9 protein-coding genes are annotated in these 12,791 nt (G+C 72.9%); 1 reads left to right on the top strand and 8 read right to left on the bottom strand.

Annotated features, from left to right (window positions below):
* Window positions 1-10 precede the first annotated feature (10 nt).
* A complete protein-coding gene (locus tag IE134_RS08655) occupies window positions 11-1,588 on the bottom strand; it encodes an APC family permease (RefSeq protein WP_097986980.1) in 1,578 nt (525 codons plus the stop codon).
* Window positions 1,585-3,054, bottom strand: a complete 1,470-nt coding sequence (locus IE134_RS08650; protein WP_030716505.1) for an aldehyde dehydrogenase family protein — start codon at window positions 3,052-3,054, stop codon at window positions 1,585-1,587. Before IE134_RS08650 ends, IE134_RS08655 begins: the two co-directional genes overlap by 4 nt.
* A gap of 466 nt (window positions 3,055-3,520) precedes the next feature.
* Between IE134_RS08650 and IE134_RS08645 the strand changes: the two genes are divergently transcribed.
* On the top strand, window positions 3,521-4,738 hold the full coding sequence (locus tag IE134_RS08645; RefSeq protein WP_098020397.1) for an FAD-dependent monooxygenase: 1,218 nt from the start codon (window positions 3,521-3,523) through the stop codon (window positions 4,736-4,738).
* Window positions 4,739-4,753: 15 nt separating this feature from the next.
* Here the strand turns inward: IE134_RS08645 and IE134_RS08640 are convergent, their stop codons facing one another.
* From IE134_RS08640 to IE134_RS08615, 6 genes are all read right to left on the bottom strand, one after another.
* Window positions 4,754-5,482, bottom strand: coding sequence for an ABC transporter ATP-binding protein (locus IE134_RS08640; protein WP_030716511.1), 729 nt, complete (start codon window positions 5,480-5,482; stop codon window positions 4,754-4,756).
* 10 nt (window positions 5,483-5,492) lie between these two features.
* Complete coding sequence (locus IE134_RS08635) at window positions 5,493-6,341, bottom strand: ABC transporter ATP-binding protein (protein ID WP_189430110.1); 849 nt, start codon at window positions 6,339-6,341, stop codon at window positions 5,493-5,495.
* Complete coding sequence (locus IE134_RS08630; RefSeq protein WP_189430109.1) at window positions 6,338-8,422, bottom strand: branched-chain amino acid ABC transporter permease; 2,085 nt, start codon at window positions 8,420-8,422, stop codon at window positions 6,338-6,340. The genes IE134_RS08635 and IE134_RS08630 overlap by 4 nt, the downstream gene beginning before the upstream one ends.
* 1 nt (window position 8,423) lies before the next feature.
* Window positions 8,424-9,635, bottom strand: a complete 1,212-nt coding sequence (locus tag IE134_RS08625) for an ABC transporter substrate-binding protein (RefSeq protein ID WP_030716520.1) — start codon at window positions 9,633-9,635, stop codon at window positions 8,424-8,426.
* Window positions 9,636-9,700: 65 nt separating this feature from the next.
* On the bottom strand, window positions 9,701-10,105 hold the full coding sequence (locus IE134_RS08620) for a roadblock/LC7 domain-containing protein (RefSeq protein ID WP_030716522.1): 405 nt from the start codon (window positions 10,103-10,105) through the stop codon (window positions 9,701-9,703).
* On the bottom strand, window positions 10,102-12,612 hold the full coding sequence (locus IE134_RS08615) for a sensor histidine kinase (protein ID WP_189430108.1): 2,511 nt from the start codon (window positions 12,610-12,612) through the stop codon (window positions 10,102-10,104). The genes IE134_RS08620 and IE134_RS08615 overlap by 4 nt, the downstream gene beginning before the upstream one ends.
* Window positions 12,613-12,791: the final 179 nt, after the last annotated feature.

Below are 12,791 nucleotides of genomic sequence, written 5' to 3'. Positions count from 1 at the left end.
TCTCCAGGGTTCAGGCGGCCGGCGGAGCCGTGGGCGGGGGAGCGGTGGGGTCCGCGGACTCGACACGGTGCTCGGCGAGTACGCCGGTCCGGTGCCGCTGGACGAACCAGTAGTAGGCGAAGCCGCCGAGCGCGACGACGCCGATGAACAGGAACGCGCCCCAGCGCAGATACCAGTGCTGCGGGCCGGTCGCGTTGTACACCTCGGCGCGCGGCCAGGCCAGGTTGAGCGACATGGCCGTGCCCCAGAGCACGGCGGCGATGTTGACGGGCAGCCCCCAGCGGCCCAGCGAGAAGGCGCCCTCGCGCGGCTGCCAGTCGCCGCGCAGCCGGCGCAGCAGCATGGGCACGGTGACCAGCAGATACGCCACGTAGATCATGATGATCGCGATGCTGGTGATCACCGAGAAGATCTGCGGCTGGTTGATGTTGACGACCAGGATGACGACGCCCACCACCCCGATCAGCACGGCGGGCACCACGGGCGTTTTGAACCGGGGACTGACCCGGGCCAGCATCGATCCGGCGGGCAGGTTGTTGTCCCGCGCCATGGCGAACATCAGCCGGATCCCGGCTGCCTGCACAGCCAGCACGCAGACCGTGATCGCGACGACCACCGCCCAGAGGAAGATCTCCCCGATGGTGTCGCCGAGCGTCGCCAGCACCACGTACTGGAGGCCGCCGGTGGAGAGCTCCTCGGCCTTGAGGTCCGGCACCGAGAGCAGTGCGAAGAGCAGGATGAACGCGCCGATCAGGAAGGACGCGATGAGCGCCCGCAGGATGGCGCGGGGTGCGTTGCGGCCCGGGTTGTGCGACTCCTCGCCGAGTGAGGACGCGGTGTCGAAGCCGTACATCACATAGGCGGAGGCCAGCGACGCGGTGAGGAACGCGCCGAAGTAGCCGAGCGACTGGCCGCTGCCCAGCCCGTACGTCTCCGTCAGCGCGGTGCTGGGGCCCCGGGTGATGTGCGCGGCCAGGAAGATGATCAGGGCGACGGCGGCGATCAGCTCGATGAAGACGCCCGCGGAGTTGATCCGGGCCATCAGCTTGACGCCGAACGCGTTGACCAGTGTGGAGAACAGGATCAGCACACTGCCGAGCAGGACGGCGTTGGCCGCCTGGTCGTTCTTGCCGCTCCCGTCGCCCACGAACTGGAACCAGTCGTCGATCTGCGGCAGCGTGATCTGGTAGGCCAGCGCCACGGCCGACAGGGTGACCATGGTGGCCGTCATCATCATCCAGCCGCCGAGCCAGCCGACGTGCGGACCGCCCATCTTCTTGGCCCAGTTGTAGACCGAACCGGCCACCGGATAGCGGGCGGCCAGCTCGCAGAAGCACAGGGCCACCATCAGCTGCCCGCAGAAGACCATCGGCCACGACCACCAGTAGGCGGGACCGCCGAAGCTGACGCCGAAGTAGAACAGCTGGAAGGTGCCGGTCAGGATCGAGATGTAGCTGATCCCGGCGGCGAAGGTGTGGAAGTTGCCGAGCGTGCGCTTCAGTTCGGGCTTGTAGCCCAGCTCGCCGAGCGCGTCGTCGTCGTGACCGCTGTCCGCCGCCTGCCCCTCGGGCCCCTTGGCGCGGTTCACTCGAACCACCGCTGCGGGGTCGCGGCGGCATTGCGCCAGATGTGCTTGGCCTCCTGGTACTCGGCGAGTCCCGCGGGCCCCAGCTCACGGCCGAAACCGGACTGCTTCATCCCGCCCCACTCCGCCTGCGGTACGTAGGGGTGGAAGTCGTTGATCCACACGGTGCCGGCCCGCAGCCGCGACGCCACCCGGTGGGCCCGCCCGCCGTCCTGCGTCCAGACCGCGCCCGCCAGCCCGTACACGGTGTCGTTGGCCAGCCGGACCGCGTCGTCCTCGCCCCGGAACCGCTCCACGGTGAGCACCGGACCGAACGACTCGTCCCGCACCACGGACATCGAGGTGGCGCACTCGTCCAGCACGGTGGGCGGATAGTAGAAGCCGTCCGCCAGCGCCGGATCGTCGGGCCGCGCCCCGCCGCAGCGCAGCACCGCGCCCTCGGCGATGCCCTCCGCCACGTACGCCTCGACCTTGTCGCGGTGCGCGGCGGAGATCAGCGGCCCGCTGCGGGCGTCCTCGTCGAACGGCCCGCCGAGCTTGATCCGGCCCGCCCGCGCCACCAGCTCGTCCACGAACCGGTCGTGCAGCTCGTCCTGCACGAGGAGCCGCGCCCCGGCGGAGCAGACCTGCCCCGAGTGCAGGAACACCGCCATCAGCGCGTAGTCGACGGCGGTCTCGAAGTCGGCGTCGGCGAACACGATGTTGGGATTCTTGCCGCCCAGCTCCAGGGCGACCTTCTTCACGGTGGGCGCGGCGGCCGCCATGATGCGCCGCCCGGTCGCCAGCCCTCCGGTGAACGACACCAGATCGACCCGCGGATCCTCGGTCAGCGGCGCCCCCACCACACCCCCCGCCCCGAGCACCAGATTGGCGACCCCGTCCGGCAGTCCGGCCTCGGCCAGCAGCCGCATCAGCAGGACGGCGGTGTGCGGGGTCAGCTCGCTCGGCTTGAGGACGAACGTGTTGCCGGCCCCGAGCGCGGGGGCGACCTTCCAGGCGGTCTGGAGCAGTGGATAGTTCCACGGGGTGATGAGCGCGCACACCCCGACGGGCTCGTACACGATCCGGCTGTCGACGTCCGCGAGCCCGGTGTCGACGACCCGCCCCGCGTCCCCGGCCGCGACGAGGTTGCCGAAGTACCGGAAGCAGTTCGCGATGTCGTCCATGTCGTACGCGCTCTCGACGAGCCGCTTGCCCGTGTCCAGCGACTCGGCCCGCGCGAAGGCGTCCTTGTCCCGCTCCAGCAGCTCCGCCACCCGCAGCAGGAGCCGCCCCCGCTCGGCGGCGGGCGTCCCCGGCCAGGGCCCCCGGTCGAACGCGGCCCGGGCGGCGGCGACGGCAGCGTCGGCGTCCCTGGCCCCGCCCTCGTCGACGGTGGCCACCAGCGTGCCGTCGGCCGGACAGCGGATCTCCCGCGTCCGCCCCTCGGCGGCAGCGGTCCACTGGCCATCGATGAACAGCTCCGGCATGGGCTCCTCCTGTACGGGGCCGGGACGGGCGCCCCGCCGGGCGCGGGTCCCGACGCCGACCGGCTCCCTGCGCGACGACGTCAGCACAGACGGTAGGAGCGGCGGGGCGGGCGCGCACGGCGGGCGCGGCCGATCGGGGCAGGGACGTGTACGGGAGCCATCGCCCACGCGGTGCGGCGCGCGATGGGCCCCCGGTGGCTGGCGCCGCCGCTGATCCTCGGTGCGATCGCGGCGACCCGGTGGGTCCTGGGCGGCTGAGGGGAGTGCCCCACGGTGGCCGGTGCTGCCGAGGGCTCGGGTCGGCCGGCGCGCGCCCGATAGGATCCAGCCCGGGTCCTGACCGCAGGTTTCGGGTCAACAGTCGCTGATACAGGGCGATTTACGGCCGGTCGCGCCGCCGCCACGACAACGGTGTCGCGTCCGGCGGCCGCAACGCCCGGAACACCGAGTGAGTGGAGTGCCAGTCATGCGTGGAGGCAGCGTCGCCGTGGTCGGCGGCAGCATAGCGGGGTGTGCGGCGGCTCTCGCCGCGTCGCGCGGCGGGGCCGAGCGGGTCACCGTACTGGAGCGCGCCGACGACCGGCTCCGTGACAGAGGCGTCGGAATCGCCCTCCACAGCGACCGGTACGACGAGCTGCGGGAAGCCGGGTACGTGGCCCCGGAGATGCCCTGGGCGCCCCTGACCCGGCGGGTGTGGAGCGTGCGCGACGGGGAGGCCGACCACGGGCGGGTCGTCGGCGAGCAGCCGTTCCCCTTCCGGGCCTACAGCTGGGGCTCGTTGTGGAGCGAGCTGCGGCGCCGGGTGCCCGACGGGGTGTCCTACCGGTCCGGGGCCGTCGTCACCGCCCTCGAACCGGACGCCGACGGCGCGACGTTGCGGCTCGCGGACGGGTACGAGGAGCACTTCGACCTCGTGATCGGCGCCGACGGATACCGCTCCGTCGTCCGCGAGGCCATGTTCCCCGGCGCGGACGCCACGTACGCCGGATACATCGGCTGGCGCGGCACGTCGCCGGACGTCGCCGACCTCCCGTCGGACGGCGACGACGCGCACAACATCGTCTTCCCCGGCGGCCATTGCATGATCTACCGCATCCCGGACGGCCTCGGCGGGCACCGGCTCAACTGGGTGCTCTACACCGCGCCCCCGCAGACCGACGGCCTCCACCCGGACCTGCGGACCCCCACCTCCCTGCCGCCCGGCCGCCTCAACTCCGAACTCACCGCGCACCTGCGCGCCCTGGTCGCCGACCACTTCCCGCCGTACTGGGCGGCCCGCGTGCTCCGCACCCCCGCCGAGACCACCTTCATCCAGCCCATCTACGACCTGGAGGTGCCGCACTACACCTCGGGTCGCCTGGTGCTCGTCGGCGACGCCGCCAGCGTCGCCCGGCCGCACATCGGCGGCGGCAGCGTGAAGGCGCTCCAGGACGCCACGGCGCTGGAGGCCGCGTGGGTGGCGGGGGAGAGCTGGAAGGAGGTCCTGGAGGGTTACGACGAACGGCGCGGGGCCGTCGGGGCCGCCATGGTCGCGCTCGCCCGCAGGATGGGCGACGCGCAGGTCGAGAACACCCCCGACTGGACCGCCATGGACCAGGCCGGGTTCGACGCGTGGTGGCAGGCGCAGAACAGCGGCTCCGACCGGCGCAGCGGCTTCGGCGGGCACAGCATGAAGGCCGGGTAGGGCCGGAGGGGCCTCTCAGGCTCCCGTAGCCGTCAGTTCCAGCGCCGCGTGCAGCTCCGTCGCGTCGGCGCGGGCGTCATCCCCGGCCAGACGCAGCGTCATCCGCCCCGAGGTGAGGACCGTGAGCGTACGGGCGCACGCGACGGCCTGGGCGGGGCTGGGGGACACCAGCAGGACGGCGATGCCCTCGGCCGCCAGCGTGGTCACCAACGCGTCGATCTGGCGTACCAGTACGGGGGCGAGCCCCTCCGTCGGCTCGTCGAGCAGCAGCACCCGTGGCGAGCCGAGCAGGGCGCGGGCCAGCGCCAGCATCTGCTGTTCGCCGCCGGACAGGTCCGCACCCCGGTTGCCCCGGCGCTCGCCCAGCCGGGGCAACAGCTCCAGGACCCGCGCGGGGGTCCACACGCTGGGGCGGGTCGTGTCGCCCCGGCGCGGCGGACGGTAGGACAGCCGCAGGTGCTCGTCGACCGTGAGCCCGGCGAACACCCGGCGGCCCTGCGGTACGAGACCGATGCCCGCCCGGGCCGTCCGGTGGGCCGGCTGCCCGGTCACGTCACGGCCGTCCAGGCGTACGGTTCCGGCGCTCGGCCGCATCAGCCCGGCGACGGTGTGGACGAGCGTCGTCTTGCCCGCGCCGTTGTGGCCGACCACGGCATGGACCGTGCCGGCGGGCACCGACAGGTCGAGGCCGTGCAGGACGGTGCCGCCGTGGTAGCCCGCGGTCAGGCCGGTGAGTTCGAGCATCGGGCGTCGGTCATCCTCTCGCGTCGGTGGGAAACGGGCAGGCGGTCGGGACCGCCTCGGCCCGCGCGTCGTCCGGGCCCGTCGACGGGGCGGTGCCGTGGTACGCCTCGCGGACCTCCGGGTGCGCCAGCACCTCCTGGGTCGGTCCGTCGACCAGCACCTTCCCCGCCGCCAACACCGTTACAGAAGTGGCGAGTTCGGCGACGACTTCGACATGGTGCTCGACCAGGACGACCGCGACGCTCGACGGCAGCGCGCCGATGATGCCGAGCAGCCGGCCGATGTCGCCGTCGGTCAGCCCGGCCGCCGGCTCGTCCAGGAGCAGCAGCCGGGGATCGCCCGCCAGCGCGGCGGCGAGGTCGAGCATGCGGCGCTGCCCGTGCGAGAGCGTGGCGGCGGGCCGCTGGGCGAGGTCCGCGAGGCCGACCGTCTCCAGATGGCGGCCCGCGGACTCCTTGAGCAGCCGGTGGCGGGACGGCCTGCGCCATGCTCCGCGACGCTGGGGATGGTGCGGCCAGCCCGCCAGCACCACATTGTCCAGCACCGACAACTCCGCGATGACCGAAGGCTGTTGGAAGCTGCGGGCGATACCGAGACGGCTCCGCTTCGCCGTGGGCTTGCGGGTGATGTCGGCGCCGTCGAGTGCGATCGTGCCGTGGTCGGGCCGGTCGGTGCCCGCGATGAGGTTGAGCAGGGTGGTCTTGCCCGCCCCGTTGGGGCCGATGACGGCGTGCCGGGCCCCCGCCGGCAGCCGCAGGCTCACGTCGTCGACGGCGGTGAGCGTGCCGTACCTGCGGGTGAGCCGGTCGAGGGCGAGGACGGGAGGGGGCGTGGTGGTCGGGGCGGGTGTCGGTGTCATGGGGAGGCCTTCCCGGCGGGGGTCGGGGCGGGCGCGGACGGGGGCTGGTCCTCGGCCCGGGGAGTGTCGGAGGTCCCGGGCGCCCCCGGTGCTCCGGGAGAGCCTGTCGGATCGGAGGGCGGTCCGCCCTGCCCGCCGCCCCCGGATCCACCGCCCCGCAGACCCGCGAGCCCGCGCGGCAGCACGTACACCGTCGCGACGAACAGCACGCCCAGCAGCAGCGGCCCGTGGCCCGGCCAGGAACCGGCGACCCAGTCCCGGGTGGCGACGATGAGCCCGGCGCCCAGCAGCGCGCCGATCACCGACGTCGTCCCGCCGATGACCACCGCCAGCAGGGCGAACGCGGCGATCTCGAACCCGACGTCGGCGGGGGAGAGGTACTGCTGGACCGTCACCATCAGCGAACCGCCCACACCGGCCAGCGCGCCCGCGCAGATGTGGGCCACCAGCAGGTACCGCCCCACCGGGTGCCCGGAGGCGCGCATCCGGGCCTCGGCGCCCCGGGTGCCGGTCAGCAGCTTTCCCGCCGGGGAGCGCAGGACGAGCAGGGTGAGAGCGACGGCGACGACGGCCACGACGAGCACGTAGTTGTACAGCTCGCTCTCCTCCAGCATCCCCTCCCCGCCCCACAGCGCCTGGGTGGCCGGGAATCCGACGAGGCCGTCGGCGCCGCCGGTGACGGACTTGAGCTGGTTGACGACCGCGCCGGTCAGCTCGCCGATCGCCAGCGTGATCATCAGTACGGTCGTGCCGCGGGCCCGGATCACCGCGGGCCCCACCACCGCCGCGAAGACGGCTGCGGCGAGCGCGGACAGGACGATCTGGACGGGGCCCATGGTCCACCCGGCGTCCGCGAGGTTCGCGGTGGCGTACGCGCCCACGGCGAACGGCGCGGTCTGCCCGAGGGTGGGCAGTCCGGCGTACCCGGTGAGGACGGTGACGCTGACCGCGAGCAGCCCCAGTGCCAGGGCGGAACCGGCCAGCGAGATGCTGTACGCGTCGAGCAGGGCGGGCAGGGCGATCAGCACCCCGAGCAGGACGAGCAGCGGGGCCGCCCGCCACCACGCGGCCCTGCCGGGCAGCCGGGCGAGCCACGCCGGGGCGCGGTTCCGCCTGGGGAGCCGGTCCCGCCACACCGAGGAGCGCTTCAGGCCCGCCAGCCGGCCCCGGAGCCGGGCGACCGGGTCCGGCCCGGATGCCGCGGAGCCGTGCCCCGCCCCCGCCGGCTCCGCGAAGCGGGAGCGCAGCACCAGCACCGCCGCCATCGCCGCGAACAGCAGATACGGTGCCAACTCCGGCGCCACCGAGACGCCCAGCGTCTGCACCTCGCCCACGGCGACCGCCGCCGCGAACGTCGCCCACAGCGAGCGCAGCCCGCCGAGCACGACCACCACGAGGGAGAGCATCAGCACGTTCTCGGACGTACCGGGCCCGGGACCGATGATCGGCGCCCCGAGCACACCCGCCGCCCCGGCCAGCGCACCCGCCGCCGCGAGGACGCCGGTGTGCACGGCCCGGGGGCTGTGGCCGGTGGCCGCGAGCATCTGCGGATCGTCGGCGGCGGCCCGTACCGCCGCACCCATCCGGGTCCGGGTCAGCACCCACGTCCCGAACGCCGCGAGCAGCACGGCCATCACGATGAAGCAGAGCCGGTACGCCGGATAGCGGTGCCCCAGCAGCGTCACGGAGGAGTCGAGCACTTCCGGTACGCGGACGGGGAGTTCGTCCGCACCGAAGAACTGGATGAGCAGATCACCGCCGATCAGGGCAAGACCGAACGTCAGCAGCGCCTGCGCGAGATGCCCACGCCGGGCGAGCGGAGCCGTCGCCGCGGACAGCCCCGCCCCCGCCACGCACGCCGCCGCCGTCCCGGCGGCCAGGCCGAGGGCGAGTCCGCCCCACGTCCCGTCGCTCAGCTCGGCCCCCGTGTACGCGCCGATCGCGTACAGCGTGCCGTGCGACAGATTCAGCACACCCGCCGTGCCGAAGGCGAGACTCAGACCGGCGGCGACCACGAACAGCAGCAGCCCGAAGGCCACGCCGTCCACCGCCGGTACGAGGTGGGCATCCAGGAGCTCCATGTCAGCTGCCGAGCGTCGCCAGGTCCTGGACCATGACGTTCGCCAACTTGGATCCGTCCGGCCGCACTTGGCGCAGGTACCAGGTCTGCACCGGCGAGTGGGCCTTGTCGCCGAACTCCCAGGCGCCGCGCGGGCTGTCGATCTGGCCGAGTCCCGCGATGGCCTTGTTGATGGTCTGCGGGGTGACGTCGCCGTCCTTCGCCGCGTCGGCGATCGCCTTGTCCAGCACGGCCGCCGCGTCGTACGACGCCATCGCGTAGGTGGTGGGCTGCGTGTCGTGCTCGGCCGTCCAGTCGGCGGCGAACGTCCGGTTGGCCTCGTTGTCCAGGTCGGCCGCGTAGTTCAGGACGGAGTAGATGTCCTTCGCGGCGGGGCCCTGCGCCTGGAGCACGCTGCCCTCGGTGACGAAGGCCGTGTACAGCGGCAGGTCGGCGATGTCCGACTGGGCGTACTGCTTGGCGAAGTCGATCGCGGCCTTGCCGGCGTAGAAGCAGTACACCGCCTTGGCGTCCGTCTTGGCTATCTCCGCGAAGTACGGCATGAAGTTGGTCGTCTTCGGGAACGGCGTCCAGGTGGTCTCGCCGTCCGGATTGGCGAGCTTGCCCTTCACCCGCTTGAACTCCTCGGTGAAGCCGCGGAGTTCGTCGTGACCGCCCTGGTAGTCGGGGCCGATCGCGTAGACCGGGCCGTCGACCTTCTCCTTGATGTACGGGGCGATGGCCTTGCCCGGTTCGTCGGACAGGAAGCTCGTGGTCCACACGTACTCGATGTCCTTGACCGGCGGGCGGGCGTTCGACCCCAGGAAGGGGATCTTGGCCTGTTGGATCAGCGGCAGCACGCCGTTCACCGAGCCACCGCCGACAAGGCCCGTCAATACGTCGACCTTGTCCTTCTTGACCAGCTTGGTGGCCGCGGGCACGGCGGTCGGCGGGCCGTCGCCCTCGTCCGCCACGATCAGCTCGACCTTGCGGCCGCCCAGCTTGTTGCCGTGGGTGTCGAGATACAGCTTGAAGCCGTCCCGCAGCTCCGTGCCGACCGGTTCGTAGGTGCCCGACAGGGAGGCCACCAGGCCGATCTTCACGGTGTCGTCGGCGGAGCCGCTGCCGCCGCCGCTGCAACCGGTGACGGCGGCAAGACCGAGGGCGAGGGCGGCGGCACCGGCCGGGCGGAGGCGGACTCTGCGGCGGGGGGTGGAGGGGGCGAAGGGAAGCATGAGGACTCTCACTGGGGGGAGGGGGCGAAGGGGCGGTGAGGGAGGGGGCGGTCGGGAGAGGGCGTTCAGCGCGCGGGCGGAAGGCTCGGGTCGCGCACCTCGGGCGACAGCGAATCGCCGACCTGGTTGATCAGTTCGGACATCATGTAGCTGACCTCGCCGATGTCCGCGTCCCTGGTGGTGGTGACGAGCAGCGAGGCGCCGCTGGAGACCGCCATCGAGAACATGTAGCCGCCCTCCATCGCGGTGAGGCTGTGCTCCACCGGGTCGGTGGCGGTCAACTGGGCCGCCGCGGAAAGCAGGTTGACGACGCCGGACGCGATGGCGGCCAGCCGCTCCGCGTCGTCGCGTTCCACGCCGGTGTACGCCAGCGCGAGTCCGTCCACGGACACGGCTATCGCCTGGGTGACTTCCGGGAGGCGCCCGGCGAAATCGCTCAGGATCCAGCTCAGGTCGGAGGAGGTGGTCATTTCTCGGTCCGTTCGGTGTGGTCGTCCGGGGCGGAACGCCCCCGGTGGTTCGTGCTTCTGTTGATCCCCTGGGCATAGGCCGCCAGGACGTCGGAGACCTGACGGGAGTCCCGGCGGCGGGGCGACGGCCGCGGGGAACCGGCGCCGGGGCGCTGTTCGGCGCCGTCCCGTCGGTTTGCGGCGGGCCACTGCTGGGGCGCTCGGCGCTGGCGCAGGGGCAGCCCCGAGGAACTGACACCCGCTACCCGTGACACCGGCTCGTCGCGCGTGGGGCGCGACGCGGGCGTCGTGCCGTGTCCCCGGTCCCGCGCGCCGTCGCGCGACCCGCCGTCGCGGGGCCGCTCGTGGCCGGGCGGGGCTTCCCGGTCGCCGCCGACCGCCGGTGCGTCGGCCCCGGCGGCACCGCCGCCCGTACCCACACCCGTACCGATCCCCGCGCCCACGCCCGTACCGGCGCTCGCGCCGATCCCCGCGCCGACCGGGGTGCCGTGGTGGCCGGGCCGTTCGCCCGCCCGGGCCGGCTGCCTGCGGCCCTGCGGTCCCGGGGGTGTGATCGGCTGGGGCGTCTCGTAGCCGACATCGTTGCCGAGGGTGCCCTGCGACGGCCCCCGGTCCTCCGTGAAGTCCAGGGCCAGCACCTTCGCGGGCAGCGTGACCTCGGCGATGGTGCCGGGTCCCGAGGAGTCGCGCAGTTCGACAACGATGCCGTGGCGCGCGGCGAGCCGCGCCACCACATGCAGGCCCATGGACCGTACGTCGCCGATGCCCGCCTGCGGTTCGAGCAGCGCGGCGTTGTGGACCGCGCGCCGCTCCGCCGTCATGCCCACCCCCTCGTCGACGATCTGCACGACCGCCCGGTCCCACAGCCGCCAGACGGCGACCCCGACCTGCTTGTCCGGGGGCGAGTACCGGGTCGCGTTGTCGAGCAGCTCCGCCAGGATGTGCGCCACGTCGTGGACGGCGCGGGCGGTGATGCCGATGCCCGACTCGATCACGCCGAGCGAGACGCGGTCGAACCGCTCGATCTGCTGGGCGGCGGCCACGATGACGGTGGAGCACCCCACATCGGCCGAGCGGACCCGGGCGTTCCCGTAACCGCCCAGCACCAGAAGGTTGTTGGTGTTCCGCTCCATGCGCACCGCGAGGTGGTCGAGAGCGAAGAGGGTCTTCATCCGTACGGGGTCGGCCTCGTCCCGCTGCACGGTGTCCAGCTCGGAGACCATGACCGCGGTGAGCCGGGCTCCCCGGCGCGCGACACCGACCAGTGTCTCGGCCAACTGCTCGTGTGCATGCGCCTGTTGTGCGGCGAGGCGGACGGCTTCGTGGTGGACGGCGTTGAACGCCTCACCGACCTCGCCGATCTCGTCCTGACCCGTGGTCCTGACCGGGTCGCCGGTGCGCCGGGCCACTTCCTCGGGCGTCGCGCCGCGCAGCGCGCCGGGCTGGGACAGTTCCCTCATCACGGTGGGCAGCCCGGAGTGGGCGACCTCGTGCGCGGCGTTGCGCAGATCGCGCAGCCGCCGGATCATGACGCGCCCCAGGCGGATCGCGACCACGACGACGCCGACCAGGGTCAGCACCACCAGGGCGACCTCGGCCCCGGCCGTCCAGACGAGGGTGGTGCGGACGTCGGAGACCTGGGCGCGCACGGCCGCGTCGACCCGCTTCTCCACCGAACGCAGCAGTTCCTGGCGGTCGTTGGCCGCCTTCTGCCACTCCTTCGGGGTGACCGTGATGTCCTTGCCGGTGCCCGTGCGCCCGATCTCGTCCTCAAGACGCCGGGCCTCCAGGGCCTGCGCTCCGGAGAGGGTGCGTTCCAGCCAGGTCCGCCAGGCGCCCGGGCCGAGGTCGAACATGGCGCCGATCGACTCGGTGTAGCCCATCCGGCCGGCGTCGAAGGTTCGCTGGGAGGCGGTCGTGAACCCGCCCGCGGCCTGCGCCCTCGCCACCGTGACCTGTTGTTGGGCGGTGTGCTCGGCGGCCTCGGACAGGGCGGCCGCGGCGCGGATCCGGTCCGCGATGTCGGCGTCGACGCCGTCGGCCTGCGCGATGCCGTCGCGGTAGCTGTTGAGGTCGGCGATCACGATCCGGTAGCCGAAGGCGAGCGCGGAGACGGTGCTGCTTCCCGAGCGGACCTGGGCGCGCAGCCCGGGCATCTCCTCCGCGAAACGCTCGATACGGTCCAGAGCGCCCCTGGCGCTGCCCGGTACGGCGGAGAGCCCCTCGGCCCGGCCGCGGAATCCGGCGATGCTCCGGTCGGTCTCCTCCGTCCGTAACCGGAACTCCTCCGCGTCTCCCTGTTCGGAGACCAGGGCGGTGGCGGCAGCCCGCTCGCGCTGCAGCCGGTAGGTCAACTCACTGGCCCGGTCGGCGACTTCGACCATCGAGGTCAGCCGTCCTGCCTGGAGCGCCTGATTGGTCGCGGGGGCGAGGGCCAGTACGGAGAAGGCGACGGCCACGGTGAGCGGTGCGGTGACGAGGAGGACGAGGCGACGATTGATTTTCACTGCGCGGCTCCATGGCCGGAACCGGGCTTGAGTATCGGTGACACGCGGATACCTGTTAACGGGTTGTGGGGGGTCCGGTGGGGGTGTCGGCGACGGCGTGCCGTTGGGGGGAGTGAGGCTGGTGGTACGGAAGGGGCCCCCGGGGCACGCGCGGCATGATCCTATGCCGTAAGGCGCGC

It is taken from the genome of Streptomyces rubiginosohelvolus (assembly GCF_014649875.1).
Lineage (GTDB): Bacteria > Actinomycetota > Actinomycetes > Streptomycetales > Streptomycetaceae > Streptomyces > Streptomyces rubiginosohelvolus.
The sequence above is the reverse complement of the archived record's forward strand: the minus strand, read 5'-3'. Positions and strand labels throughout refer to the sequence as shown.